The organism is Synechococcus sp. BL107 (genome assembly GCF_000153805.1).
GTDB lineage: Bacteria > Cyanobacteriota > Cyanobacteriia > PCC-6307 > Cyanobiaceae > Parasynechococcus.
The window spans coordinates 1,547,725-1,573,436 of the sequence record NZ_DS022298.1; the positions used below are offsets into that span (position 1 = coordinate 1,547,725).

At 49.9% G+C, this 25,712-nt stretch carries 26 protein-coding genes; 16 read left to right on the forward strand and 10 right to left on the reverse strand.

What is annotated here, in order from left to right; genetic code table 11:
• Positions 1–98 precede the first annotated feature (98 nt).
• Complete coding sequence (gene recJ / locus BL107_RS08005; protein WP_232193080.1) at positions 99–1,955, forward strand: single-stranded-DNA-specific exonuclease RecJ; 1,857 nt, start codon at positions 99–101, stop codon at positions 1,953–1,955.
• Between the two features lie 11 nt (positions 1,956–1,966).
• Here the strand turns inward: recJ and psb30 are convergent, their stop codons facing one another.
• On the reverse strand, positions 1,967–2,074 hold the full coding sequence (gene psb30 / locus BL107_RS08010; protein ID WP_009789811.1) for a photosystem II reaction center protein Ycf12/Psb30: 108 nt from the start codon (positions 2,072–2,074) through the stop codon (positions 1,967–1,969).
• Positions 2,075–2,182: 108 nt separating this feature from the next.
• On the opposite strand from psb30, the gene BL107_RS12280 reads away from it, so the two are divergent.
• From BL107_RS12280 to fmt, 11 genes are all read left to right on the forward strand, one after another.
• Positions 2,183–2,557, forward strand: a complete 375-nt coding sequence (locus BL107_RS12280; RefSeq protein WP_009789813.1) for a YkgJ family cysteine cluster protein — start codon at positions 2,183–2,185, stop codon at positions 2,555–2,557.
• Complete coding sequence (locus tag BL107_RS08020) at positions 2,550–2,888, forward strand: TMEM165/GDT1 family protein (protein WP_037988331.1); 339 nt, start codon at positions 2,550–2,552, stop codon at positions 2,886–2,888. The genes BL107_RS12280 and BL107_RS08020 overlap by 8 nt, the downstream gene beginning before the upstream one ends.
• Positions 2,889–2,891: 3 nt before the next feature.
• Positions 2,892–3,209 carry a TMEM165/GDT1 family protein gene (locus BL107_RS08025; protein ID WP_009789815.1) on the forward strand — a complete coding sequence of 106 codons (318 nt, stop codon included), beginning with the start codon at positions 2,892–2,894 and terminating at the stop codon, positions 3,207–3,209.
• A gap of 97 nt (positions 3,210–3,306) precedes the next feature.
• The gene (locus BL107_RS08030) at positions 3,307–5,661 is read left to right on the forward strand and encodes an RNB domain-containing ribonuclease (protein WP_009789816.1); all 2,355 of its coding nucleotides are present in this window, start codon (positions 3,307–3,309) and stop codon (positions 5,659–5,661) included.
• 3 nt (positions 5,662–5,664) lie between these two features.
• Positions 5,665–6,273, forward strand: a complete 609-nt coding sequence (locus tag BL107_RS08035; protein ID WP_009789817.1) for a flavin prenyltransferase UbiX — start codon at positions 5,665–5,667, stop codon at positions 6,271–6,273.
• Positions 6,270–6,800 carry a hypothetical protein gene (locus BL107_RS08040; RefSeq protein WP_009789818.1) on the forward strand — a complete coding sequence of 177 codons (531 nt, stop codon included), beginning with the start codon at positions 6,270–6,272 and terminating at the stop codon, positions 6,798–6,800. The genes BL107_RS08035 and BL107_RS08040 overlap by 4 nt, the downstream gene beginning before the upstream one ends.
• 45 nt (positions 6,801–6,845) lie before the next feature.
• Positions 6,846–7,253 carry a DUF2996 domain-containing protein gene (locus BL107_RS08045; protein WP_009789819.1) on the forward strand — a complete coding sequence of 136 codons (408 nt, stop codon included), beginning with the start codon at positions 6,846–6,848 and terminating at the stop codon, positions 7,251–7,253.
• A gap of 71 nt (positions 7,254–7,324) precedes the next feature.
• Positions 7,325–8,404 carry a magnesium-protoporphyrin IX monomethyl ester (oxidative) cyclase gene (gene acsF, locus BL107_RS08050; protein WP_009789820.1) on the forward strand — a complete coding sequence of 360 codons (1,080 nt, stop codon included), beginning with the start codon at positions 7,325–7,327 and terminating at the stop codon, positions 8,402–8,404.
• Between the two features lie 34 nt (positions 8,405–8,438).
• Positions 8,439–9,851: a TldD/PmbA family protein gene (locus BL107_RS08055; protein ID WP_009789821.1), complete on the forward strand. Its 1,413-nt coding sequence runs from the start codon at positions 8,439–8,441 to the stop codon at positions 9,849–9,851.
• Positions 9,852–9,853: 2 nt separating this feature from the next.
• Positions 9,854–11,221: a TldD/PmbA family protein gene (locus tag BL107_RS08060; RefSeq protein WP_037988333.1), complete on the forward strand. Its 1,368-nt coding sequence runs from the start codon at positions 9,854–9,856 to the stop codon at positions 11,219–11,221.
• A gap of 18 nt (positions 11,222–11,239) precedes the next feature.
• Positions 11,240–12,250, forward strand: a complete 1,011-nt coding sequence (gene fmt / locus BL107_RS08065; RefSeq protein ID WP_037988336.1) for a methionyl-tRNA formyltransferase — start codon at positions 11,240–11,242, stop codon at positions 12,248–12,250.
• A 16-nt stretch (positions 12,251–12,266) separates the two neighbouring features.
• On the opposite strand, the gene BL107_RS08070 is transcribed toward fmt, so the two are convergent.
• Genes BL107_RS08070 through BL107_RS08080 form a run of 3 tightly spaced genes read right to left on the reverse strand, consistent with a single transcriptional unit; the run spans position 12,267 to position 13,991 of the window.
• On the reverse strand, positions 12,267–12,917 hold the full coding sequence (locus BL107_RS08070) for a hypothetical protein (protein ID WP_037988892.1): 651 nt from the start codon (positions 12,915–12,917) through the stop codon (positions 12,267–12,269).
• Positions 12,918–12,922: 5 nt separating this feature from the next.
• Positions 12,923–13,261, reverse strand: a complete 339-nt coding sequence (locus BL107_RS13105) for a DUF6464 family protein (RefSeq protein WP_006169695.1) — start codon at positions 13,259–13,261, stop codon at positions 12,923–12,925.
• Positions 13,251–13,991 carry a DUF475 domain-containing protein gene (locus tag BL107_RS08080; RefSeq protein WP_009789826.1) on the reverse strand — a complete coding sequence of 247 codons (741 nt, stop codon included), beginning with the start codon at positions 13,989–13,991 and terminating at the stop codon, positions 13,251–13,253. The genes BL107_RS13105 and BL107_RS08080 overlap by 11 nt, the downstream gene beginning before the upstream one ends.
• Before the next feature lie 32 nt (positions 13,992–14,023).
• Here BL107_RS08080 and BL107_RS08085 point away from each other — a divergent pair, with 32 nt between their 5' ends.
• Positions 14,024–14,824: a hypothetical protein gene (locus BL107_RS08085; protein WP_009789827.1), complete on the forward strand. Its 801-nt coding sequence runs from the start codon at positions 14,024–14,026 to the stop codon at positions 14,822–14,824.
• Positions 14,825–15,172: 348 nt separating this feature from the next.
• Here the strand turns inward: BL107_RS08085 and BL107_RS08090 are convergent, their stop codons facing one another.
• Both BL107_RS08090 and BL107_RS08095 read right to left on the reverse strand, forming a co-directional pair.
• Positions 15,173–15,466 (reverse strand): hypothetical protein, encoded by a 294-nt coding sequence (locus BL107_RS08090; protein WP_009789828.1) that lies wholly within the window; start codon positions 15,464–15,466, stop codon positions 15,173–15,175.
• 758 nt (positions 15,467–16,224) lie between these two features.
• Positions 16,225–16,620 (reverse strand): hypothetical protein, encoded by a 396-nt coding sequence (locus tag BL107_RS08095; RefSeq protein ID WP_009789829.1) that lies wholly within the window; start codon positions 16,618–16,620, stop codon positions 16,225–16,227.
• A 420-nt stretch (positions 16,621–17,040) separates the two neighbouring features.
• On the opposite strand from BL107_RS08095, the gene mfd reads away from it, so the two are divergent.
• Positions 17,041–20,619 (forward strand): transcription-repair coupling factor, encoded by a 3,579-nt coding sequence (mfd, locus tag BL107_RS08100; protein ID WP_009789831.1) that lies wholly within the window; start codon positions 17,041–17,043, stop codon positions 20,617–20,619.
• An 80-nt stretch (positions 20,620–20,699) separates the two neighbouring features.
• Positions 20,700–20,867, forward strand: coding sequence for a hypothetical protein (locus BL107_RS12950; protein WP_009789832.1), 168 nt, complete (start codon positions 20,700–20,702; stop codon positions 20,865–20,867).
• Positions 20,868–20,933: 66 nt separating this feature from the next.
• Here the strand turns inward: BL107_RS12950 and BL107_RS08105 are convergent, their stop codons facing one another.
• From BL107_RS08105 to BL107_RS08120, 4 genes are read right to left on the reverse strand one after another with little or no spacing between them, the layout of a single operon-like run.
• On the reverse strand, positions 20,934–22,223 hold the full coding sequence (locus tag BL107_RS08105; protein WP_050749843.1) for a S41 family peptidase: 1,290 nt from the start codon (positions 22,221–22,223) through the stop codon (positions 20,934–20,936).
• A gap of 31 nt (positions 22,224–22,254) precedes the next feature.
• A complete protein-coding gene (gene ispG, locus BL107_RS08110) occupies positions 22,255–23,460 on the reverse strand; it encodes a (E)-4-hydroxy-3-methylbut-2-enyl-diphosphate synthase (RefSeq protein ID WP_037988338.1) in 1,206 nt (401 codons plus the stop codon).
• 22 nt (positions 23,461–23,482) lie between these two features.
• Positions 23,483–24,046, reverse strand: coding sequence for a uracil-DNA glycosylase (locus tag BL107_RS08115; protein ID WP_009789835.1), 564 nt, complete (start codon positions 24,044–24,046; stop codon positions 23,483–23,485).
• Positions 24,043–24,444, reverse strand: a complete 402-nt coding sequence (locus BL107_RS08120) for a VOC family protein (RefSeq protein ID WP_037988342.1) — start codon at positions 24,442–24,444, stop codon at positions 24,043–24,045. The genes BL107_RS08115 and BL107_RS08120 overlap by 4 nt, the downstream gene beginning before the upstream one ends.
• A gap of 83 nt (positions 24,445–24,527) precedes the next feature.
• On the opposite strand from BL107_RS08120, the gene BL107_RS08125 reads away from it, so the two are divergent.
• Positions 24,528–25,706 (forward strand): pyridoxal phosphate-dependent aminotransferase, encoded by a 1,179-nt coding sequence (locus tag BL107_RS08125; protein ID WP_037988896.1) that lies wholly within the window; start codon positions 24,528–24,530, stop codon positions 25,704–25,706.
• Positions 25,707–25,712: the final 6 nt, after the last annotated feature.

Below are 25,712 nucleotides of genomic sequence, written 5' to 3' on the forward strand. Positions count from 1 at the left end.
AATCGCCAAGCCAAGGGCACAATGCAGCAATCATCCTGCTCAAGGTCAGCGCACAGTTGCCGTTAGATCCCCCGAATTGGTGCTGGTCCTTGCCAGCAGTGGTTGATCCAAACCCATTGCCGGGTCTTGAACTTCCCCTACCGCTTCGTGCCCTATTGCGCCGTCGTGGATTTCGTTCAGTCGAAGAAGCCAAACAATTCCTGATCCCAACATCACTGCCGGAGGCAGAACTTCATTTTCCCGATCTGAAAAAAGCAACGAATCGTTTGGTGAAAGCGTGTCAGAACCACGAAACCGTGGCGATCTGTGGCGACTACGACGCCGATGGAATGACGAGCACCGCGTTGCTATTGCGGGCCCTGGCTCCCTTAGGAGCTGCCCCTAGGGCAGCCATCCCCTCTCGCATGGAAGAGGGCTATGGACTCAATCCGTCCATGGTGGATCGACAGCACCGCGATGGTGTTCAAATTCTCGTCACCGTGGATAACGGGGTGGCAGCGTCGGCAGCACTTCAACGAGCCGCGGAATTGGGCATGGAAGTGATCGTGACGGACCACCACACCATTCCGGACAACCCAGCACCGATGACGGCTTTGATTCACCCGGCGACAACGCCCAACGGATCTCCCTACCGAGGTTTGGCCGGCGTTGGTTTGGCCTACGTCCTGGCGCGAGCCGTTGCTGAACAACTGAATCAACCTGCTGCTATCTGCTCAGCCCGAGACCTTTTCTGCGTTGGCACCGTCGCCGATATGGCTCCCCTGATTGGTGCCAATCGCGCTTGGTTGTTGGAGGGACTTGGTCACCTCCATCACACCGAATGCTTCGGGTTACAGGCACTTCAACGTCTTGCCGGTTTGGGTGAGAACCCAATCACAGCCGAAGACATTGGTTTTCAACTCGCCCCACGCATCAATGCGGTTGGACGCTTGGGTGAACCTCGGCTCGTTGTGGATTTATTGACAGCGTCGGAACCCTCATCAGCGATGGCCTTGGCCCGACGTTGTGATGATTTCAATCGTCAACGCCGTGATCTTTGCGATGCGATTGAGGCAGAGGCTGTTGCTTTGGTCGAAGCCGATTCATCAGATCAGTTGCCGTCGTTTCTTCTTTTAGCCCAGAGTCATTGGCACCATGGCGTGATCGGCATTGTTGCTGCTCGGCTGGTGGAGCGGTATCACCGCCCGGCTGCGCTCCTTGCCGGCGATGGCGAGGGACTGATGCGCGCCTCCGTGCGATCGCCTCGCGGGTTTGCCGTTGACCAAGCACTTAATCACTGCGCCAAGCTTTTGGAGCGCTTTGGTGGTCATCCAGCTGCAGGAGGATTTACCGTCCGAGCCGAGAATGTTCATGCCCTGCATGAACAACTGTGTGTTCAAGCGGATTCGTGGTTGACCCAACAGGGCCAGGGATTGCCCATCCAACCCGATGCTTTACTCCGATTGGATGAAGTGAATTGGGATCTCTGGAAGGCCCTGCAATCCTTGGCACCCTTTGGAATAGGCCATGAAGTGCCCTTGTTCTGGTCGCGGGGATGCAGTGTTGAGGAAAAACGTGATTTAAAGGGTGGACATCTTGCCCTGAGGTTGCGTCAAGGTGAAACCGAGCGCAGAGCGATTGCCTGGAGATGGGATCCAGCTAGCCATGTTCCAGATCACTGTGATGTGGCATATCGCGTCAGTTTGAATCGCTGGCAGGGCGAGCAGAGGCTCCAGTTGGAACTCAAGGCGATCCGTATTCACAGCGACTCAGTGATGTTGCAAAGGGGTCCTAGAAATTACGTTGCAAAGCAGATATCAAGCTCAGAATTCACCCTCACCAACAGCGACGGGCGATCATTGCAAGCCGCGATCAACGACGACAATTCACTCGTTAGCAACGATGAGCTTGCCAATGATGCAAGGGTGAGTCAGTTGCTTGAAGAGGCTGTCCTAGGCCTAGGACTACGTCCTTAACTTTGCCTTGTTCAGAGTGCTCCGCGGCGATAGAAGAGGATGAACACAACGGCCGGACCAGCAAGAGCGATGAGGGCGAGGGCAGCGAAGTTGGCGATCAGGTGGAAATCGAAGCCCATGGCAAATGCGTGCGTTCTAACGAAAAGTTTGACACCAGGCTACGGGGCATTCGGCCCGAGCCGACCACTCTTTCATTTTGACTGTGATGGCTTGTCACAGCCACACCCATGAACAAGCAATCCCCTTCATGGCACTGCATCCATCAGTGCGGAGCCTGCTGCAGGCTTTGTCCCGAAGAACGTGGTGAAGCACTCGCGGCTTTGAGCGAAAATCAACGAACCAAATACCTATCCATGGTTGGAGACGATGGATGGTGCATTCACTACGACAGCGGGGGACAACGCTGCACTATTTATTCCGATCGTCCTGATTTTTGTCGCGTTAGTGAGTTGGGAGCGTTGTTCGATGTCCCCACTGATGACATCGATTCATTCGCAATTGCTTGTTGCAGGCAACAAATCCGCGCAACCCATGGCGGGCGGAGTGGCGTAATGCGAAGGTTTAATCGTGCCCACCGAGCGAAAGGTGACAGACATGACTGAGTCAGGTGAAAAGCCCTCTGGCCGCCCTGGCTTCTTTGCTGTTTTATTCAGCACTTTCACAACTGTTTTTCTTGCCGAGCTTGGCGATAAAACACAGCTCGCCACGCTCCTTCTCTCGGCTCAATCCGGTTCGCCTGGCCTTGTTTTTCTGGGTGCAGCGCTTGCTTTGATTTGCTCAAGCCTTGTCGGTGTTTTGGTTGGGCAATGGCTTGCTAAAACCCTGCCCCCAGAACGCCTTGAATTCATGGCGGGCGTGCTCATGGTTTGCCTCGGTTTATGGCTTGGACTCCAAGCCAGCCGCTCGCTCATCGTCATCGGATCCCAGGCTTAAGCCATGGATTTTGCTCTTCTCCTCTCCACATTCGTCACCGTTTTTCTTGCGGAACTTGGTGATAAAACCCAGTTAGCAACGGTCGCGATAAGTGGCACATCCGATCGTCCACTGGCGGTGTTTCTTGGGTCGTCATCCGCTCTTGTCGTGGCGAGTCTGCTGGGAGCATTGGCGGGTGGTTCTGTCGCCACTGTGATTCCCAGTGATCTGCTGCAACTTGTCGCGTCATTTGGTTTTTTAGTGATCGGATTTCGTCTTCTGTGGCCATTACTGGCAAACCAAGCAAAGGAGCCCGACGAAACCGATCCATCGAACTCTTAAGCTGGTCTGAGGTTGGGGTTCTCTGCAGGTTTGACGGCTGCGTCAGCCGCTCCATCCTTCCCCCCGGTTCTGTTAGCCGGTTTCTTCCTCCATTTCGATGAAATTCACGGTCGCCGATCTGCTCGACCAGTTGTCCACCAACGATTCGGTTGAGACAGCTGTTATCGCAAAAATTCTGAAGCTGACAAATAAATCAGATAAGCAATCTCTGGACATCGCGATTGAAGCCCTCTCAAAAATTGGCGTTCTGACTCGCGGTGAAGGAGACGTTATCGCCCGCACGCGCAACGACGAATTTATAGATGCTCGACTTCGATGTAGCAGTAAGGGATTTTGTTTTGCGATTCGGGATGACGGCGGAGACGATATCTATGTCCGAGATCATCAACTCAATCACGCCTGGAACGGTGATCGCGTCCTTGTGAGGATTACGCGCGAGGGAGGGCGTCGTCGTTCCCCAGAAGGGGGTGTGCAATGCATTTTGGAGCGTTCCACGACGTCGCTGCTTGGACAGGTTGAACGTCGAGACGATCAATTGTTTGCCGTTCCCCTAGACGATCGGATGCTCACCACAATCCGACTGCCGAACGAAGCTGAGGAATATCTATCCAGTGAGGACCCAACTGCGGTGGTTGAGGTGCTTGTGGATCGCTATCCGATTGCTCAACATCCGGCCCTGGGTCAAGTGGTTCGTCCACTCCCACTGAATGGCGGTCCAGCCGCCGATCGCGATCTTCTGCTCACCAAAGCAGGACTTCACCAACGCCCCTCTCCCCCCCGTGGAAGTGGCAAGGTGCCTGCCGCGAAAGGTCGTATCGACCTCACAGATCAACCCGCTTTGTTGTTGAGAAGTTGGACTGATCCCAGTTCACCAGGGCTTCCAGCAGTTCATGTGGAAGCGCGCGATGGGGGTTGTCGTCTGTGGGTCCATGCTCCTGCGGTGGCAGAACGCATCTTGGGGAGCAATGCCCTCGACGTTTGGTTGAGGGAACGGATGGAAGCCCTTTGCCTAGGAGAAAATTGGCAATCCTTGCTCCAACCCTCCCTCAACACAACCACCTGCTTTCAACCTGGTGAAGTCGGCGAGGCCGTCACCGTATGCATGGATGTGTCCCATATTGGAGAACTCACGCACTGGGAGTTCAGTCTTTCAACGGTCAAGCCGGTGGCCTCCGTTGGTGTTGCACAACTCAAGGCACTCGATGAACGCAAACCCAAATCGCGAAGCATTCCCGTTGCTCTCAAGGGGATCAAGGATTATTTAGGTCAACTTGAAACGCTCCGCTTTTGTGAAAGTTGCTTGAGAAAGCATGAACAGGCTCAAGGCTTTGTTCAGTTGGACCTATGTCCACCACAATTAGAAAGCCTGGGTGATTTGCGCTGGGTAGACCCGATTGGATTGCGTCATCGCTGGATTGATGCATCTGTTTCTTCGGATCCCCAATCTCTGCTGCAGCCTCTGATTCGAGCTGCAGATCGTGCCTGGCAACTTCATCGAGAAGCACTGAATCTTCCAGGCATCACCACTCAAACAGGAGATCCAGATCCTTCAACTCTTACCGATGTGGCTAAAAGTGCGATCGCGCTTGAGTTGCCCTTGGAATTGGATGAAGAAGGGAGTCCTTCTGCTCAGGAGTTGATCGGTGTCTTCACTGATTCACCGCATCGACGGGTTCTTGAACAGCAACTCAGCCATGCTTTGCCTGCACTCAATTTTGAGGCTGTTGTCCCAACGTCTGAATCACCTGAGACAGAGCAAACTTCACCCGAAGATTCCCCCTTGGAACCTGGCAACGCGGCTGTTAAGACCGTCGAAAAGACGCCTTCCGCGCCTTGGTGTTGCCCCACGCTGAGTTATGCCCATCTGGTGAATCAGCAAATCTTGGTGTCATTGCTTCAAGACGGCAAAGATCGACCAACAGTGCGCCAGAAGGAACGATTGGTGCTTGGCCGTAAGGGTTCCGAGCAAGATCTCAACTGGGCTTTATTCACTGGAAGTCAAAACGACAAACTCAAGTCGTTGGTGAGTGATCGCTTAGTCCAACGACTGAATGGACGCCGCCGGCAAGTGCTGGAGCTTGAAAAAGACCTCTTATCCATGGTTCAGGCACGCGCTGCCCAACCTTTGGTGGGGTTGACGACCGATGGTCGCATTAGTGGAGTTCAAAGCTACGGATTCTTCGTTGAAGTTGGAGAAAGTCGTGTGGAAGGCTTGGTGCATGTCAGCTCCCTCAACGACGACTGGTATGAGTATCGATCTCGCCAAAACCGACTCGTAGGTCGGAAGAACAAACGTGTCTATCAACTGGGAGATACTGTTCAAGTTCGAGTGATCAAAGTAGATGTTTTACGCAATCAAATAGATCTGGAAGTCAATCCTGCGGATGTAGATGGTTCCCACGATGAAACCGAGACGAATCCAGCTCTATCAGTCACTATGAGTGATCAATAATCCATGCATCCTTATGTACTCGCTGTTACTGGTGCGTCTGCACAACCTTTGGCTGAACGATCCCTACAGCTTCTTTTGGAGAACGATCGGAAAGTTCATTTTGTATTGAGTCGAGGTGCTCATGAAGTTTTTCGGGCTGAGCAGGGATTGTCAATTCCCGTCGATCCGGAGCAACAAATTCCCTTTTGGAGAGAACGTTTAAAGGTTGAAAGCGGCGAACTGATCTGTCATCGATGGAATGATCAAAGTTCATCAATCGCCAGTGGGAGTTATCGAACGAAAGCGATGGTGATTGTTCCTTGCAGCATGGGAACTGTTGGACGGATTAATGCAGGTATTGCTACGGACTTAATTGAACGATGCGCCGACGTTCATCTGAAAGAACGGCGTCCCCTTGTGATTGCTCCAAGAGAAACTCCTTGGAATCTCATTCACTTACGCAACCTCACCGCCTTGGCTGAGGCCGGTGCCACCATTGCGCCGCCGACCCCTGCTTGGTACACCCAACCCAAATCGTTGAGCGACATGGTGGACTTTTTGGTCGTTCGTTTATTCGATGGCCTTGATGAAGACCTAGCTCCGCTTCAACGTTGGACAGGCCCGCTTCAATGACGCTTCTCCAGCGAATTCTGCTGATTCCAAGTTTGCTTCCCCTCGTGGTTGTTCTTGTGTTGTCGGTGCTTCATCGGGGGGAACCAACCCGTCTGCATTTATTGGGATGGTCATCTCCAGAAGTTCCCCTTGGTGTGTGGACAGCTCTTGCGGCAACGGGTGCAGCAGGTCTTGCAGCCTCGAGTTCCATCTTGATCACGACACGCAAGCAACCATTAAGACGACGGTTGCATCGGTCTTATGAGCCTGTTTCCCCATCAAATAGGCAGGAAGACTTCACTACTCCGCATATCCCCGTTCCAGCTCCGCCGCAACGAGATCTGCGTGAGCCTGCTCCAACAGTCGCCGTTGCCTATCGCGTCATCAAACGAGGAGTCCCACCCCAGCACAGCAGCCATGCAGCCGATGTGGACTCAGTTCAAAGGGTCAACGAGCCTGCCCCTCGAAGCGTTTCCGACCCACTTGCCTCAGAATCAAAACCCGAAGAAGCCTCTGAGTGGGGAGATGATCCCAATCGCGACTGGTAGACGGTCGGTGGATCTGCGTACAGTTACCGCAGAGACCATGATCCGGTGAGCGAAGCGCCAGCAAACAAACCAGCTGCCAAGCCAAAACCACCAAAACCCGAGGACAAGCCCTTCCCGGAATTCATCGACACTTTGTTTTTGCCTGCAGTCGCAAAACAGTTGTTGGAAAACGGAATTACGGCTGATCGTCTCGAGCGCATCGACGGTGATCGCCCTGTCGTTGGTGGTCGTTGCCCGATGGTGGTGGGTGATCTCCCCGGTGGTCGCCGATTTTGGCTTTGTTTTGCCAAGGAAGATATCAGTAGTGGCAAGGTGATTGCGTTGGCTGATCCCGGAAGTGAACCAACCTTATTGGAGAGTTTTTTAATCGACGAGAAACGCATGTCATTGCCGTTGCTCGTCTCCCGTCTGTTGCAGCGGTTAAATGGCCAAAAATGGCTGGGGGGTAATTAAGTCCAGAGTTACAGGCGCCCCTTTCAATGCGCTAACACGCCTACATTGGAAAGATCGCGATATCGAAGCTGATGGTCCCTCCCACCGCTGTAGCTAGTCAGACGGTAGACAGTGCTGTTGCCACCAAGGTTCCAGTCAAGGACACAATCTTGACGCCACGCTTCTACACCACAGATTTCGAGGCCATGGCGGCCATGGACCTGCGTCCTAATGAAGCAGAGTTAGAAGCTATTTGCGAAGAGTTCCGGAAAGATTACAACCGTCATCATTTTGTAAGAAATGATGAATTCGACGGAGCTGCGGACAAACTTGATCCTGAAACTCGAAAAGTTTTTGTTGAATTCCTTGAGCAAAGTTGTACCTCAGAGTTTTCGGGCTTCCTTCTCTATAAAGAGCTGAGCCGTCGGATCAAGAAAACAAATCCCCTCTTGGCTGAATGTTTTGGTCACATGGCGCGCGATGAAGCTCGCCATGCAGGATTCCTAAATAAGTCGATGAGCGATTTTGGAATGCAACTCGACCTTGGTTTCTTGACCGCCAGCAAGAATTATACTTTCTTTAAACCTAAATTTATTTTTTACGCTACATATCTTTCTGAAAAAATCGGATATTGGCGCTACATTGCTATTTTTCGTCACCTAGAAAAGAATCCTGATAGCAAGATTTTTCCGATCTTTAATTTCTTCGAAAACTGGTGCCAAGACGAAAATCGTCACGGTGATTTCTTCGATGCATTAATGAAGGCCCAACCCGACACAGTTCGTGGCCCTATCGCCAAACTTTGGTGTCGATTCTTCTTGTTGGCTGTCTTCGCAACGATGTACGTCAGGGACGTTGCTCGGAAAGAGTTCTATGAATCACTAGGGCTCGATGCACGCACCTACGACAAGATGGTGATTGAAAAAACCAACGACACGTCAGCAAGGGTGTTTCCGGTGGTTCTTGACGTCAACAACCAAAAGTTTTGGGTACGGCTTGAACGATTAGTGAATAACAATGCCGCACTTAATGCTGCTGATGCAAGTGACTCTCCAGCTCCGATCAAGGTGATCCGCAAACTCCCCTTCTGGATCGCCAATGGTGCTGAGATGGCAAAGCTCTTCTTGATGCCAGCCATCGATAGTTCTAAATATCAGCCAGCAGTGCGCTGATAACTCCGCCTTTCGTTACCTTTACTTCAATCCATTGACTGACGTTTTTTCAAATCAGTGGAGGGATCTTCTTGAGACCCTTCTGAACCGCGGAGCTAGGGCTGGATCCGACCTCGTTGAGGTATTCCTTGAACGTACGAATCATGTCGGTGTTTTAGCTGAGCAGGATCAGATCACCAGCGTGAATCCTTCATTCGCGAAGGGTGCAGGATTGCGTGTTTTTCTTGGGGGGAGAGATGGCTTTGTCAGCACAAACGACTTGAGCCAAGAAGGCTTAACCCGCGCTCTCGATCAAGCCTTGGCCATGTTGGGGCTTGAGGTGCAGTCGCTGTCGAGCAGTGCTGATCGTTTCAATGGTTTGAATTCACTCATCGATCATGGTGATACCAAGAACGATTGGTTAAATCGCTGTCCCACCCTTGTCAGTGCCAGTCAGCGACTCTTAGAAGGAACAAGCGAACTTGACCGAATCGGACAACACCTACAAGTTCGTCGTGGCAGTTACTCACGGGACTGGCAGGAGGTTTTAGTCGCTGCTTCTGATGGCACATTTGCTCGCGATATACGCCTCCATCAATCCACGGGGCTCTCGGTCCTGGCCGCTGATGGCGATCATCGTTCAAGCGTTGGTCGTCGTTATGGCAGTACAGACCGGCCCGACGATCTCCTGCAATGGAACGTAGAAACCAGTGCAGCGGAAGTGTGTCAAAGCGCCGGAACAATGCTTCGCGCTGAATATGTCGATGCTGGTCAGATGCCAGTTGTTTTAGCCAATCGTTTTGGTGGCGTGATTTTTCATGAGGCTTGTGGACATTTGCTGGAAACCACTCAAATCGAACGTGGTACAACTCCGTTCGCCGATCAAGTTGGCTCACTGATTGCCCATCCATCCGTCACCGCTGTTGACGAGGGGCTAAGCGGAGGATCATTCGGCTCCTTATCGATGGATGACGAAGGAATGGAGCCCCAACGCACCGTCTTGATTAAGGACGGCGTTCTTCAGCGATTCATCAGCGATCGGGCAGGCGAACTCCGCACCGGTCATCAACGAACCGGTAGTGGTCGTCGACAAAGCCATGCATATGCAGCCGCAAGTCGAATGAGAAACACATTTATTGCAGCTGGCCCCCACAAACCGAAAGACCTACTTGCTTCCGTTGATCGTGGTTTGTATTGCAAGGCAATGGGAGGCGGGAGTGTTGGTCCAACTGGACAATTTAATTTCTCCGTCGAAGAGGGTTACCTAATTGAAGATGGTCAACTCACAAAACCTGTGAAAGGAGCAACACTCATTGGTGATGCAAAAGAGGTCATGCCGAGAATATCGATGTGTGCGGATGATCTTGAATTAGCTGCCGGTTTTTGTGGATCTGTGAGCGGAAGTGTATTCGTCACGGTTGGTCAACCCCACATCAAAGTTGACTCAATCACTGTTGGAGGCCGTTGATTATGGCTACGAATAACGGTCTTAATGCCTCCGAATTACGCGACTCCTTGCAAAAACTAGCGACACGTGAGGGGATTCGTTCTTGGGATCTCGGTGCCGCTTGCAGTGACGACTGTTCCGTCCAAGTCGATCGTGGTGAAGCCAAACAACTGAAGGCATCCCAACGGTCCTCCATCACAGTTCGTGTTTGGAACAACGATGGCCTTGTTGGTATCACCAGTACGACAGATTTATCTGACCCGGGGCTGGAGCAAGCACTGGTCGGAGCTCATGAGGCAAGCCGCTTCGGAAACCCCGATGACATCCCTCACTTCTCGCCTCTGGCCAAGGCACCTCTTCCCGAGTTGAATCGTCCTCTTAAGGAGCGACGTGGAATCCTTCCTCTTCTCGAGACGCTTCGTGAGGCAGAAGCGGATTTGCTCAGTCGCCATCCCTCGATTCAAACAGTTCCTTACAACGGGTTGGCTGAATCGTTGTCTCAGAGTCTTTACCTGAATAGCGATGGTGCTCTTCGCGAGATGCAAAGAACGCAGGCCAGTTTGTATCTCTATGCCAGAGCTGAAGAAACTGGACGAAAACCCCGTAGTGGCGGTGCATTACGACTTGGTTTAGGTAGTGCTGAACTGGATATCGCAGGCTGTGTTGATGAGGCTGTTGTGCGGACAGTTAGCCACCTTGCTTATCAGCCCATAGAGACAGGTACTTATAACGTGTGTTTTACTCCGGAGGCATTCCTCTCTTTATTAGGGGCCTTCAGCAGCATGTTTAATGCGCGTTCGGTTCTCGATGGTGTAAGTCTCAGTAAACGTGAATCGATTGATGAGTCACTTGCAGTGCCCTTTCTGTCCTTGCATGATGATGGCCTTCATCCTGGTCATATCAGTGCTGCAGCATTTGACGGAGAAGGGACACCCACAAACAATCTTTGTTTGATTGATCGCGGAAAATTAAAAAGCTTTCTTCATTCCGAAGCAACCGCCCGTGCTTTTAATGTTAAACCCACCGGCCATGCTGGCCTTGGCGCGAAAGTTTCTGTAGGGCCTGATTGGTTTGTGCTAAGTACCAGCGAAGGCTGTAGCAGCGGGAACAATCTCGATCAATCAACTGAGAAAGATACGTTTGTATTGATCGAAGATTTATCGGCGTTACATGCCGGAGTTAAGGCCACTCAAGGCTCATTCTCTCTTCCATTTGATGGTTGGCTAGTGAAGGGTGGAGAACGTATTTCCGTTGAAGCAGCCACAGTCGCTGGTGACATTCGTACGGTTTTAAATTCAATTCTTCACTTAGAAACCAACTGCGAGATTACCCATCGTGGTGTTTCTCCCCATGTTTGGGTTGAAGGTTTATCGATTACTGGCGAAGCATAAGAACAGCTTCCATCAACTATGAAAATCCTCTATTGGGGTACACCCGATTATGCAGTGCCGACCTTACTTGCATTGCATACTGCAGGTCATGAGATCGTTGGTGTTGTAACCCAGCCAGACCGCCGGCGGGGACGAGGAAAACAATTATTGCCTTCAGCTGTAAAAGTTTGTGCACAGTCACTTGGGTTGTCTGTTTATACCCCAGAACGAATCAAGATAGATACTGATTGTCAAAATGAGTTAGCCAATCTCAAGCCAGACATCTCGGTCGTTGTGGCGTTTGGTCAAATTCTTCCGAAATCGGTCCTTGAACAACCACCCCTCGGGTGTTGGAACGGCCATGGTTCACTTTTACCGCGTTGGAGAGGTGCCGGTCCGATTCAGTGGGCGTTGTTAGAAGGTGATTCTGAAACAGGCGTCGGGATTATGGCCATGGAAGAAGGATTGGATACTGGACCAGTCCTACTCGAGCAACGGATTCCAATTTGCCTATGTCAAAACGCTGAGACCGTCGCAATGGAATTAAGTCAGCTCACAGCAAAGCTCATGGTCGAAGCTATGGACTTAATTTTCAAAGCCGGAATGGGAAGCGAGGCCGAACGTTTAATTCGGTTAAATGTTCAGAATCAAGGGCAAAAGTCCAGTTACGCCAGGATGCTTAAAAAAGATGATTTTCAAATTAATTGGAACGACTCAGCCCTCCTTACCCACAGAAAGGTGATGGGTTTGTATCCCAGTGCCTATACGATCTGGCGTAATAAACGATTAAAATTGACAGACACTGAGCCATTGATTGAGCGCTTTAGGGACGAGATTTCAGCGGATGCACGGGTATTGCTTGGACAATGGTCCACCGGAGGAGATCAACCTGGAACTGTTTTGGCTTGTATCAATCATGTGGGAATTGTTGTGAGCACTAGCGGATGCCCAATTCTTATACGCGAAGCACAGCTGGAAGGCAAAGGGAGAAGTCGAGCTCAGGGTTTGATACAGCAATTAGACGCATCGACTGGGGATACGTTTCAGTAATGAACAGTCATTGATCTTATTTGTTTTCAGTGTATAGATTTTTTGCCTGCTCCCATACATAATTAAGATCAGCATCTGGAAGGATAAGAAATTCTGGATTGGTAGAGCTCAGCCATTCTCGTTTGCCCTGCTGAGAAGAGTCGGAAAAAAAATAGTCTGGAGAGGCAAGCACCCTAAATTTTAAAAACTCCAGGAGTTTGGCTCGTAGTCGGCAACCATCAATGAGTTGCATGCATCCATCAGCTGTCTGGATTTGGAGCGGAGTCCCAGATCCTAATTTTTCCAATCGTGGTGCAAGGATTTCTAGGATGGAGGCTGATTGCCAGTGCCGTATTTTTGTTTCGGGATGTGGATAATAAATTAATCCATTTGTTTGGCCACCATCCGACATACGTATCTTGATATTCCAAAAGGAAAATGTTTCAGGAGGATGTAGCTCGGTCCAAAACATATTCTCAAATTTATAGTCGGGATTCTGTAGAACAATCTCTAGGGGCTTAAAACAGAGATTAATTGTTCCGTGCCAGTAGGCCGACAAATCCAATCCAAGCCTTTTAAACAATGGAGATTGAATTGCAATTGTTCCTTTCGTATACGGGGATTCAGAATTCACACCAGAAGCTACCCCATGACCTTGTCGAACGACACCCTCAAACCATCCATTCATCATGTCTAACGAGCCTCAAAATGACTGCATTCTCCACAAGGCCCATCAGGCCAAACAACGCATCGCAAAAGAGGGCTTAGAGCATTAAACCGACATGTCGGATCACCAATGACCCATCCATGGCGCCAATATTTGGCATCCACTGGACGGGACTGGGGTTTAACAACAAGGGCAACAGCAGAAAGTTGATATGCCCCCCCTTTGAGGGAATATCGATGCTGTCTTTGCATGATCAAATAGCATATGCCATCCAATTCAAGCCATGAACCAGGATGGGGTGGATCATCCAATTGAACCCGGTTCAAAAGGGTTCCGCTCCCTGCATCTCTAAGCTCAACCAGCATGGCGAGGGTCGATCATTGAATCAGACTTTTTGATCGAAAGTCCCCAACCAAAGAAGACTAGAACGATTAATAATGTGAACCAATCTGGTTGATTAAGCAGAGGAAAGAGAACGTGAAGAATGAGTCTTATCGAGACAAATCCAACGGCAAGGAATCCTGCAGTTTCTAATCTCGGATACTCATCAAGCCACCGTATGAATAAACCTGATGTAAATCGTAGAGCAACAATTCCGATCATCGCTGCAGTAGCAATGAGAATCACCTGATCACTTACAGCCACAGCAGCGGCAACACTATCGATTGAAAATGCAAGATCTGTAAAGGCTAATAAAATTACAGTTTTTACAAGACTTCTCGGCAGCCTGTCAATTACTTTTTCATCTCGATTATCCTGAATTTCTGCTTGATTACGTTGCCAGAAATGGTCGAAAACTAGCCACATCAAATAAGCAGCCGCAACTAGTTGTACCCAGAGATGTTGCAAAACCCATTGTGCAGCAACAATTAGGCCAATTCGCAGTACAAGTGCCATCGTAATTCCAATGTTGAGAGATAAACGCTCTCGTTCTGGGTTGTTTCCACTACGGGCTATCGCGGCCAAGGCCACAGCGTTGTCTGCCGACAGCACAACCTCGAGTAAAACCAACACTGGCAACAGCGAAACCACCTCCCGCCATTGGTCAGCTCCCTCATACAGGTCTGTCAGGGAAGGAAGCGCTGTGATGTCCATCACGCCACCCTAGAAAGAGATTGCGATGATCCATGGACATGAATATTCGGGTTGAACTGTGTCATGTCGACACCCTTCGTTGCGTAGTCCGCGTTGAGGCGTGGAACGATTCGAAATTAATGGGGTCTTCCCTTGGTGAAGCCTCCACGGCTGAAGACGCTGAGGACCGAGCATTTCAACGGCTCAGTCGACGCCTCGAGAGTACAAACCATCCTCCGTTGGCGAATGAACCACCCGTCAAGGCAGCCTCAGTGCCAACCCGTGCAGCCCCCTCTGATCCAATTCGCCATGAAGCGCCTACTCAGAATCAAACCAGCCCAGTCCGCCTGTCCGATCCAGCATCAAAATCGTCAATCTCAGCGTCGGATCCAGAACCCAATGCTCAACTGATTCAAAGAGCACCCCAATCGACGATTGAACCTCCCTCGGAATCACCGACAGATCCAGACGACTGGAGCGAAGAGCTGACTGCCATTGATTTCGAGTTAAAGCGCGTTGGATGGACAAGAGATGAGGAGCGTCAGTACCTGGAGCGCGCATTTGGACACGGCAGTCGTCATCGGTTGACGCGGTATGCCGACCTGGTTGCGTTTCTGAGGCAATTACGTCAGATCCAACCGGGTGAAAGCCCCGATCAATCCGCGGTCCCGATTCATCGCGGTGAGTTGATTTCACAAGGGGATCAAATGTTGTTGACACTTGGTTGGACAGGAGAACAAGCGCGTTCATTCCTTCAGCAGACTCTAAATTCGATCAGTCGACAACATTTAAGCGATGAACAATTGCTGCAACTTAATATGCTTCTTGAAGAACAAATACTCAACAATTCCTGATAAATCGGCTTTATAATTCCTGTCATGGCCAATGATGAGCTCCAAACTGTCTTCTCAAAAGATTAATATCTAAATATCGCCACTTCAATAATTTGCACATTTTGCATATTGCTCACTGTGAGCAAAACCAAATCGACTGATCGGAGACATTGAGTTGCCTAGAGCGAGTGATCTACGGCGAGAGTGGCCCAATGTCAACATCCAACTGTTGGCATAGGGCTTCTTTTTTGGTGTGCATTGATAGCTCAAAAGCAATTTGCGTAATTTTTTACGTCATGCAGTCTTATATTTCTAAGTTTCAGAACTATTATTTAGTAATGACATTCATGTTAAAAAAATTATCTAGATTCATTCGAGCAAGGCAATTTTATCCATACTTGAACCGACACATTGAACGACATAGCCCTGCATTCCATTTGCATCGATATTAGGAATGAGTTTTAGAAGAAAACCATTAATCCAAGCAGTCTGTTCGTTATTTTCTTCATGCCCGCGATCAAGGAATCCCTCCTTTTGATTCATTAGATACAATAAAAGTTGTAAGACATCTTTTCTGGACAAATTTTCTGGATCAATAGAAGGAAGATCTTCCCTCACATCCATAAATAATATATGAGCAGAGAAATCAAAGTCACTTTTCATTACTGTTTAGCGAGTTAATGCGTTTAAACGAGAAAAAGGAATCGGATATTCCTAACATTGACACCCTACCACTCTTAATTGGTTTTAAAATCATTTGCGATGAAATCTAATCAACACTATCTCAGCCCTTATAGAATTTTATGGAGGTTTTGCTTTTTTGCCATCTCGTGAATGACTGAGACGATTGCTATTTATAACTTGATCCGTTCATTCAGGGCTAAGATTTCTAACTTTAAAGGGTAAGCTTTAGCATTTTTAATGTAAGACAGAATAATTAAACTCTTCATTAAATAGACTTGGTTTAAAAGTAGAAGTCTATCTTTTGCAAGCGTCCCTTTGATTTATGCACCTTGATTTCTACTAACCAATAATGTGTGCTTCGAATATCTTACCTAAGTAATTTGTCTTGAACGCCTTAACGGAGGTGGAGGACTCGGATCGAACAGCAATGGGATTGAGGAAGCAATCAGCACACTTCCTACAGCGAGAAGCACCATGAGAGGAATCGGCTTAACAACGGGCTGTTTCTCCAAGGGTGTACGACATGTTGCGCAGATCGGGATCGCACCTTTAGGGGGGCGCAGAACAAGAGCTGGACCGCAGCAGCATGAAGGGCAGCGGTATCGAGGCATTCAGTTAAAACGAACTAGAAACCAATCCTAAAAGAACTCTTCTCACTCAGCTGAATCTCAAATCCAGAACATCGCTATGTGCATCGAATAATTAAAAAGATGATGTCTACTAACTTAAATCTGAAGCTAATAGTCTAATCCCGAAAATAATTCTCGATGCACTGCAAAAGTGTGATACAGCGTCGTACCTGATGTGGGCGAAATCTCTATTCCATCACAGTTATAAACGATACAACAAACCAAATTCCCATCCCAAGCTATTGCGTCTTCACTTATAGATTTTGACCAAGATTTTATTTTTGAAAAATGTTCAGGCATTTTCTCACCAATTTTCTCACAGGCTTTGGCCAAGAGCCAAAGAGCAGGAGGCTTTGAGGGGAGCGACAAATCTTTCCTCATTTTTAATTCATCAAAAACGCCCGTGTATCTAATATAATCAATGATTGATTCTTCTTCTTCGGTTAAGAATGAAGATGCCAATGCTTGATTAAACTTAGCAACTTCAAGGATGGGTCTTGTCATCGGCACTAAGTTTTTCATTGAATATTTGATGAGTCGACCCTAACATTCTAACAACGGACTCCTTGCGTATTTACTGTGCTGAAGATTAGATGTGATCACATTATTTAAGTTGTATTTTTAATCCCAATCAAAATTGGATTGATGTCCACTGGTTGTTGCTTACGCTGATGATCATGCACACGCGTCGTTGTATCACTCCCTTGCTGATGGCGCTTGAAGGTGCATCAGCGCAGGCGCAACCAACCTTGACCCGGGATGCAAGATCGATTGTTGCTGGCGGGCAATGATTGGCTCCAACACGTTTCAGTATCAATATTGGTACGCCAAATACACGATTTCTCCCGGAATTCGTTCATATGTCCCATTGCCAACAGTCCGGCTTCACCCGTTGCGAAGATCAAGCATCTTCGTTGTGAGCCCATGCCTCTTCGTTCCCTGGTGCATCAGCTGCGGGACGGGGCGCTCACTGGCGAATTGTTAGAGCGGAGCCGTCGGTCAGAGCGGCTCCTGATGCGAGGAGCCGGTCGTAATTGCCGAGCGCTTGTGGCTAGCGCGATGGCCCAACGGGATGGCTCGCCCTTGCTCGTTGTGGTTCCCACGTTGGAAGAAGCGGGTCGTTGGACTGCTCTTCTCGAGCTGATGGGTTGGTCAATAGCCAGTCTTTATCCAACAAGTGAGGGGTCTCCCTATGAGCCATTTGATCCCACCAGTGAAATTATTTGGGGTCAATTACAGGTTCTCAGTGACCTGCTGAATGATCCCGAATCAAGCGGTCGCGCGATTGTTGCCACAGAACGGTCTCTGCAACCTCATCTGCCACCACCAGACGCTTTAAAGACGACCTGTCGTGTCCTGACTCGGGGGGATGAGGTTGATCTGGACTCGCTTGCTGAAACACTTGCGAAACTCGGATATGAACGTGTTTCGACGATTGATCAGGAAGGGACTTGGAGTCGTCGGGGTGACATTGTTGATATTTTTTCAGTCAGCAGTGAGTTACCTGTTCGACTTGAGTTTTTTGGGGAAGAACTTGTCAAGTTACGTGAGTTCGATCCATCAACGCAGAGATCTCTTGACCCTATTGATCAGTTAAGACTGACTCCCACTGGCTTTAATCCACTTATTGCAGATCAGCTACGCGCCACGATGCCGGATGGTTTGTCGGCATTACTGGGGGATCAAGCCACCGATGAACTCCTCGAGGGTGGAACCCCAGAGGGGATGCGTCGCCTGATGGGATTGGCCTGGAATGAGCCCGCTTCCCTCTTGGATTATCTCCCCGATGTCACCACCGTTGTGATCGATGAACGGCGGCAGGGTCTTGCCCATGGTCAGCTTTGGCTGGATCACGCCATTGAGCACCACAAGGAAATGGCGATCGAGGCTGGTCTTTCTGAGCAGGATCGTGATTTGCTCTGGCCTGGAGTTCTTCATCGTGACGTTGGTGCTGCATATGGCTTTGCGGAAGTGTTTGATGGGTTTGATCTTGCGGAATTGCTCGAAGAGGACAACCATCCAAACTCCTTCGATTTCGCGAGTCGGCCTGTTCCTGCATACCCCAATCAATTCGGCAAACTCGGTGAATTAATCAAGGGTTTTCAGACAGATCGGATGGCCGTTTGGCTGATTTCGGCCCAGCCAAGTCGTGCTGTCGCCCTTCTTGAAGAGCACGATTGCATCAGTCGATTTATTCCAAACGCTGGCGATCTTCCCGCCATTGGGCGACTCATCGAACAAAACACCCCCGTTGCCCTCAAGGCAAAGGGCAACGCAGAGCTTGAGGGGGTGCTCTTGCCCGCTTGGCGCATCGCACTCGTTACAGATCGAGAGTTTTTCGGACAACAAACCCTTACCTCCACCGGGTATGTCCGACGACGGCGCAAAGCCGCGAGTCGCACGGTCGATCCCAACAAAATGCGACCAGGCGATTTTGTTGTCCATCGAAACCATGGAATTGGTCGTTTTAAAGCCATGGACAAACTCGCTTTATCCGGAGATGTCCGCGACTATCTGGTCGTTCAATACGCCGATGGAATCCTTCGTGTAGCGGCTGACCAATTGGGAAGCTTGGGTCGTTACCGGGCGACGAGTGAATCACCGCCTCAACTCAGTCGCATGGGTGGGGCAGCTTGGACGAAGGCCAAAGACCGGGCCAAAAAGGCCGTTCGGAAGGTCGCTCTTGATCTGGTGAAGCTCTATGCCGAACGCCAACAGTCAAATGGATTTGCGTTCCCTCCGGATGGTCCATGGCAGACAGAGCTAGAAGAGTCATTTCCGTATGAACCCACCCCCGATCAATTGAAGTCCACCACGGATGTGAAGCGAGATATGGAGAGGGCCGAACCCATGGATCGTTTGGTCTGTGGAGATGTTGGCTTCGGTAAAACTGAAGTGGCGATTCGTGCCATTTTCAAAGCCATTACTGCTGGAAAGCAGGTCGCCATGTTGGCGCCCACAACAGTCTTGGCTCAACAACATTGGCGAACTCTCTCTGAACGATTTGCCCCCTATCCGATCAAGGTTGCACTCCTTAATCGCTTTCGTACAACAACGGAACGTAAAAGTATTCTTGAAGGTTTAAAACAGGGCACCATTGACGCAGTCGTGGGAACTCATCAACTTTTAAGTAAGGGAACAAGCTTTCAACAGCTTGGACTCCTTGTTGTTGACGAAGAACAGCGTTTTGGAGTCAATCAAAAAGAAAAAATCAAAGTTCTCCGTAAGGATGTCGATGTTTTAACCCTGTCTGCTACACCCATTCCACGAACTCTTTACATGAGCTTGTCGGGCGTTCGGGAAATGAGTTTAATCACAACTCCACCTCCCCTTCGTCGACCGATTAAGACGCACTTAGCCTCCCTCGATCCAGAGGCCGTACGAAGTGCCATCCGACAGGAATTGGATCGTGGGGGTCAAGTGTTTTATGTAGTCCCCCGCGTGGAAGGCATTGAAGATGTAGCCACGGGCCTTCGTGCCATGCTTCCTGGGCTCAAACTTCTTGTTGCCCATGGTCAAATGGCCGAGGGAGAGTTGGAAAGTGCCATGGTGGCCTTCAATGCTGGTGAAGCAGATGTGATGCTTTGCACCACGATTGTGGAGAGTGGTCTTGATATACCGCGTGTTAATACAATTTTGATTGAAGATGCACATCGATTTGGATTAGCGCAGCTTTATCAACTGCGCGGTCGTGTGGGTCGCAGTGGTATTCAGGCCCATGCCTGGCTGTTTTATCCCGGAAATGCGTCCCTTAGTGATAATGCCCGACAACGACTCCGTGCCATTCAGGAATTCGCTCAACTGGGGAGTGGCTATCAATTAGCAATGCGAGATATGGAGATCCGAGGTGTCGGAAATCTTCTTGGCGTTGAACAAAGTGGTCAGATGGAAACGATTGGCTTTGATTTGTATATGGAGATGCTTCAGGAGTCTTTGGCTGAGATCCAAGGACAAGATATTCCATCGGTGGATGACACCCAAGTGGACTTACCCGTCACTGCTTTTGTTCCTGCCGATTGGATCACGGATCCCGATGAAAAAATTGCTGCCTACAGGGCAGCAGCCGACTGCGCGTCCTCCGAAGCATTGGTGGAATTAGCAGCGGGCTGGGCCGATCGATATGGGGCCATTCCTGCTGCTGTTCAGTCGCTGTTGCAACTCATGGAGTTGAAGATGTTGGCGAAACGATGCGGTTTCTCCAGGATCAAGCCGGAGAAACCAAACATCGTGCTGGAAACCCCAATGGAAGAACCAGCCTTCCGGCTGCTGCGTCAGGGACTGCCGCAACACCTCCACGGTCGCTTTGTCTATCAAGCCGGGAGTGGTCTTCAGCACAAGGCATTAGCTCGTGGCCTTGGTGCACTCCCGATGGAGAAACAATTGGAGCAACTGATGGATTGGCTCAAGCTGATGTCAGCTCAAATCCCAGACACAGAAGGGCTAACGGCTGACCAGCGGGAACGCAAAAGAGCCGAGAAAAACGATCAGGTCCTCAGGGTGTAGGCCCTCGCCCCACGACTTTCTGAGAAAAACTTCACAGACCCGCAATTCTTCGTTACATTGGGAACAGGTTTAGGTCTTTCATGGGCGAATTCATTGAAATCGGTGTCAATGGGGCGTCAATGCAAGTTGTCAGCGGTGTCTTCTGTGCTGCAGCTCTTGGACTCTATGCATTAATGCAACCCGACCCTTCCGACGACGATGATTCCAACGGTGGCGGCGGTGGCGGCTTGATGCAGCCAATTTCCTAGTTCTGCATTGAACTAAACAAGTTTGTTGAATTAGTTTTTCAATATCGATTCAAATTTCTCTTTAGTTTAGTTTAATTTATTAGTCAATATTTTTAGAGCTTGTACATATTGAGAATCTTGACTCGTACCTAGTTTTTCTATTGTGAAATCCTTGAGCTGTTTCTCAGTCATTTCCGATTTAACATCTGGTTCAATTCCATTTTTATGAATATCGGTTCCCTTGGGGGTTAGATACTTCGCAATCGTCACGGTTAGTCCAGAACCATCAGATAATCCCCGCACTGCCTGAACCAAACCTTTACCGAATGTTTTTTGGCCAACCAATTTTGCTCGAGCATTATCTTGCAGAGATCCAGATAAGATTTCACTGGCACTGGCTGATCCTTGATCGATCAAGACAACCAAGGGCTTATCTGTGATGGCACTGCCTGTGGCCCGTCGTACATCACGTATGCCTTCTCGCGTTTGTGTGCTCACAATGATTCCCTCATTCAACCATTGGCGAGCAATGTCAATGCTCGCTTCTAACAGTCCCCCAGGGTTTCCTCTCAGATCAAGGACATAGCCATCAACGTCTTGGTCTTCAAGCGACCTTGCAGCTTCTCGCATTTCCTTGGCTGCATTCGCATTAAATTGCTTAAGGCGAATATATCCAATTTTACGTTGATCTTGTGTTGTATTTAGCTTGTAGGAAACCGCATTAATCTCAATCCGATCTCGAGTTAAAGGGAAATCTATGATTTCGCCACCACGACGAAGTCCTAAAACAACTTCAGATCCTTCAGGACCACGAATTAACTTAACGGCATCTTCTGTACTCATCCCTTTTGTGGATCTCCCATCAATGGTTACAATTACGTCCTTCGAAAGAACACCTGCTCGTGATGCAGGAGTTCCTTCAATCGGAGACACAACAACTAATTCCTTAGTTGCTTTGTCAAGACTCAATTGAATGCCCACTCCCATCAACTCGCCGGACGTATCAATTCGCATCTCCTTGAATTGTTTCGGGTCCAGGAAACGGGTGTATGGATCATTCAAGCTCGCAAGCATTCCACGAATTGCTTCGTAGGACTCAGCGCTACCGGCAAACGATTTTTGGAGAAGGTTTCGACGTAATTGACGCCAAGTTTTCTCATCGTAATCACCACTTGAATCGAGATAATCTCGATAAACGATCTGCCAAACCTGATCGATCACCTCTTTCGGGCTATCGCTAATCGATCCTCCGCTAGCGCTCGGGAGGGTCAACCCGGGTGCACCCAACGTGACTGCTGTGGTAACTCCACCTAAACCCAGAATTAGCAGTAGAGGTGTTGTGCGAAGAAAGGATCGCAACTTCACTGACTTAGCCATATCCGTCTTGTCTTAAGTCTGTGCGTTCAGATTACCGAGTTTCATCAGGATCGACCCAGAGACCATCCTCCTGAATCAATTGGATCAGGGCTTGAACACCTTCTTTTTCTGGAACTTTACGAATTTCTTCTCGACCTCGGTACAAAGCAATGGTTCCAGGTCCTTTACCCACATAGCCATAGTCGGCGTCGGCCATCTCACCTGGACCGTTCACAATGCATCCCATCACAGCGATGTCGAGACCTTTTAGATGAGATGTGGCGTTACGAACTTTATGGAGGACATCCTCCAGGTTGAACAACGTGCGGCCACAACTCGGACAGGCAATGTATTCAACCATTGTCTTTCGTAAGCCGAGAGACTGAAGAATTGAATAACAAACAGGGATCTCTTTTTCGGGCGCTTCGGTGAGTGAAACACGGATGGTGTCCCCCAACCCCTCTGCTAGAAGCGTGGCAATTCCTGCCGTACTTTTAATACGGCCATAATCGCCATCCCCAGCCTCAGTTACCCCAAGGTGAAGTGGATAATTGAATCCTTCCTGATCCATGGTATCGGCCATTAATCGATAGGCCGAAAGCATCACTGGTGCCCGTGAAGCTTTCATCGATATCACGATGTTATGAAAATCTAGATCGTCGCAAATCCGGACGAATTCCATCGCCGACTCCACCATTCCCTTCGGTGTATCTCCGTAGGTAAACAGCATGCGTTCAGCCAATGAGCCGTGGTTAACACCAATACGCAACGCTTTGTTTTGTTCCCGCAAGAGTTTTACTAAAGGCTCGAATGTCTCTCTAATGCGTGTGCCGATCTCAGCAAATTCAGATTCTGTAAATTCCTGACGATTTGGATCAGGCTTATCGAACACAAATAGGCCAGGATTAATTCGCACTTTGTCAACATGCTGGGCAACCTCTAAGGCAATCTTTGTTCCGTTGTGGTGAACGTCAGCCACCAAGGGAACGTTGCACCCCTTGGCCGAGAGTTCCGCTTTAATTTTCCCCATAGCCTTGGCATGACCAATCGACGGGGTGGTCACTCGAACGATCTCGCATCCAGCCTCGACAAGACGGATGATTCCAGCGACTGATCCATCGATATCGAGGGTGTCCTCGTTAATCATCGACTGCACCGCAATCGGGTGCTCGCTGCCGATCGGGACACTTCCCACCATCACGGTCCGTGTGACTCGACGATGGATCTGGGTGTCGTAGCGCCGATCTAGGGCGGTCATGTGTAGCCGTTCCAGATGCACATCAACGTTCGCACAGCTTGGTACGCACAGCGGAAAGATCTTGGCGTGTGAGTTCAACTGGTCCGCCTTCCTTTGACGACGCGTGACGGAGCAGATAAGCCGGATGAAAGATTGGCATCACCGAACGACCTTGCCAGGTCTGCCACTGCCCTCGTAACTCTGTCATTGCAGCTTTCTTTTCAAGCACGGCCTGAACCGCTGTTGCGCCAGTCAGCACGATCACAGCAGGATTCACTTCGGCAATTTGCTTGTCCAGCCAGGGACGACATGCCGCGAGCTCATTTTTTTTCGGGCGGCGATTGTTCGGCGGCCGGCACTTCACCGCATTGCAGATGTAGAGGTCCTGCTCGATGTTGAAGCCCGCCTCAATCAGCAATCGATCGAGGGCTTGTCCGGATCGGCCTACAAAGGGAACACCGGATTGATCTTCCTGTGCACCGGGAGCTTCTCCGATCAACATCAGCGGTGCACTTGGATTGCCCCGACAAACCACCACCTGTTGACGTGTTCTGGCTAACTCACAGGCTGAGCAGCGCAAACATGCATCCAGATCGAATGACGTCATGCACTCCGTTCCGATCGTGCAATGGGAATCAGCATTAAAAAAGCATTGCCTTCTGGATCATTCATCCAACATTCAGCACCGAAGGGTTCCAGCCGCGCCGGCTCTACAACAGAGGCTCCCAAACCGATCGCATTGCTGACGTGATGGTCCAATTCAATCAAGGGAGTGTGATGGGCAGGGAGTTTTAAACAGACCGATAACGCCCGACCTGCCACCGGGAATGGGCGATGTTGTGATGGCCGATAAATTTCAAGTCTCAGGCCATTATCGAGGTCAAGAATCTTGTGATGATCTGCCTTACCAGCACTGATGGTCGCGCGAAACAGAGCCGCATAAAAGTGGCTTAAGGCCTTGGGATCGTGGGCCGCAAGAACCAAGCTGATTTGCATGGGATTCATGTCCTGCGTGAACAAAGGGTTGTTTGGGTCACTGCTTGAGGCAGGATGAGATTTTTAAACGCATCGCGGGGAGATGCGTGAGGATCTTGAGCCCCCCAGAACTCTCCCATCGGGCGATTGCCCTTAAGCCCTCGCTGACCCTTGAGATCAGCGCCAAAGCCAAAGCGCTTCAAGCCGAAGGCCGAGATATTTGCAGCCTTAGTGCTGGGGAGCCTGATTTCAATACTCCAGATTTCATTGTTGAAGCTGCAAGGGAGGCTCTATCTCAGGGAATCACCCGTTACGGCCCTGCGGCGGGTGATCCTGAGTTGCGAGCGGCTCTCGCCGACAAGCTCAGTCAGGAAAACGGTATTGCGACCAATCCTGAGCAGGTTCTGATCTGCAATGGCGGTAAACAAGCGATTTACAACCTTTTCCAGGTGGTGCTGAACCCCGGCGACGAAGTTTTGCTCCCTTCGCCGTATTGGTTGAGTTACCCAGAAATGGCTGCTCTGGCTGGTGCCACCACGGTGTTGATTCCATCTTCAGCTTCTGATGGATTCAGACTCGATCTCGATGCTTTGGAAGCACGCATCACCCCAAAAAGCCGACTTTTGGTGATCAACAGTCCAGGAAATCCCACCGGTTGCGTGATGCAGCGACAAGAACTTGAGGCTCTGGCTGAACTGGTTGCTCGTCACCCCAATCTGTTGGTAATGAGTGATGAAATCTATGAATATCTTTTGGCTGAGGGAGAACAGCACATCAGTTTTGCCTCCGTATCGGAAGGGATCAAGGACCGTTGCTTCACGGTGAATGGCTTCGCAAAGGGTTGGGCCATGACTGGATGGCGCCTGGGTTACCTCGCTGGCAACGCAACGGTGATCAAAGCGGCTTCAGCACTACAAAGCCAAAGCACTAGCAATGTTTGCAGTTTTGCCCAAAAAGGAGCACTCGCTGCCATTCGTGGGTCACGTGACTGCGTCACGGATATGGCCTGCAGCTACAACCTTCGGAGAAATTTTCTGATCGAAGGACTGCAATCCATTCCAGGCATCACCTTGATTCCTCCGAAAGGGGCGTTCTATGCATTTCCGCAGCTGCCAGAGCGCATTACCGATTCGATGGACTTTTGTCGTCGTGCCTTAGAAGACGAAGGCCTTGCCGTTGTGCCTGGTGTTGCCTTCGGAGACGACCACTGCATTCGTCTGTCGTGTGCCGTCTCGCATGAGACCATCACAAATGGTTTGGAACGACTGCAGCGGATGCTCAGCAAGTTCTGACTAACC

Coding starts and splice junctions, on each gene's coding strand:
- psb30 (WP_009789811.1), bottom strand. CDS start 2,074: ATGGGCTTCGATTTCCACCTGATCGCCAACTTCGCTGCCCTCGCCCTC.
- BL107_RS12280 (WP_009789813.1), top strand. CDS start 2,183: ATGAACAAGCAATCCCCTTCATGGCACTGCATCCATCAGTGCGGAGCC.
- BL107_RS08020 (WP_037988331.1), top strand. CDS start 2,550: ATGACTGAGTCAGGTGAAAAGCCCTCTGGCCGCCCTGGCTTCTTTGCT.
- BL107_RS08025 (WP_009789815.1), top strand. CDS start 2,892: ATGGATTTTGCTCTTCTCCTCTCCACATTCGTCACCGTTTTTCTTGCG.
- BL107_RS08030 (WP_009789816.1), top strand. CDS start 3,307: ATGAAATTCACGGTCGCCGATCTGCTCGACCAGTTGTCCACCAACGAT.
- BL107_RS08035 (WP_009789817.1), top strand. CDS start 5,665: ATGCATCCTTATGTACTCGCTGTTACTGGTGCGTCTGCACAACCTTTG.
- BL107_RS08040 (WP_009789818.1), top strand. CDS start 6,270: ATGACGCTTCTCCAGCGAATTCTGCTGATTCCAAGTTTGCTTCCCCTC.
- acsF (WP_009789820.1), top strand. CDS start 7,325: ATGGTCCCTCCCACCGCTGTAGCTAGTCAGACGGTAGACAGTGCTGTT.
- BL107_RS08060 (WP_037988333.1), top strand. CDS start 9,854: ATGGCTACGAATAACGGTCTTAATGCCTCCGAATTACGCGACTCCTTG.
- fmt (WP_037988336.1), top strand. CDS start 11,240: ATGAAAATCCTCTATTGGGGTACACCCGATTATGCAGTGCCGACCTTA.
- BL107_RS08070 (WP_037988892.1), bottom strand. CDS start 12,917: ATGAATGGATGGTTTGAGGGTGTCGTTCGACAAGGTCATGGGGTAGCT.
- BL107_RS13105 (WP_006169695.1), bottom strand. CDS start 13,261: ATGCTGGTTGAGCTTAGAGATGCAGGGAGCGGAACCCTTTTGAACCGG.
- BL107_RS08080 (WP_009789826.1), bottom strand. CDS start 13,991: ATGGACATCACAGCGCTTCCTTCCCTGACAGACCTGTATGAGGGAGCT.
- BL107_RS08085 (WP_009789827.1), top strand. CDS start 14,024: ATGGACATGAATATTCGGGTTGAACTGTGTCATGTCGACACCCTTCGT.
- BL107_RS08090 (WP_009789828.1), bottom strand. CDS start 15,466: ATGAAAAGTGACTTTGATTTCTCTGCTCATATATTATTTATGGATGTG.
- BL107_RS08095 (WP_009789829.1), bottom strand. CDS start 16,620: ATGACAAGACCCATCCTTGAAGTTGCTAAGTTTAATCAAGCATTGGCA.
- mfd (WP_009789831.1), top strand. CDS start 17,041: ATGCCTCTTCGTTCCCTGGTGCATCAGCTGCGGGACGGGGCGCTCACT.
- BL107_RS12950 (WP_009789832.1), top strand. CDS start 20,700: ATGGGCGAATTCATTGAAATCGGTGTCAATGGGGCGTCAATGCAAGTT.
- BL107_RS08105 (WP_050749843.1), bottom strand. CDS start 22,223: ATGGCTAAGTCAGTGAAGTTGCGATCCTTTCTTCGCACAACACCTCTA.
- ispG (WP_037988338.1), bottom strand. CDS start 23,460: ATGACCGCCCTAGATCGGCGCTACGACACCCAGATCCATCGTCGAGTC.
- BL107_RS08115 (WP_009789835.1), bottom strand. CDS start 24,046: ATGACGTCATTCGATCTGGATGCATGTTTGCGCTGCTCAGCCTGTGAG.
- BL107_RS08120 (WP_037988342.1), bottom strand. CDS start 24,444: ATGAATCCCATGCAAATCAGCTTGGTTCTTGCGGCCCACGATCCCAAG.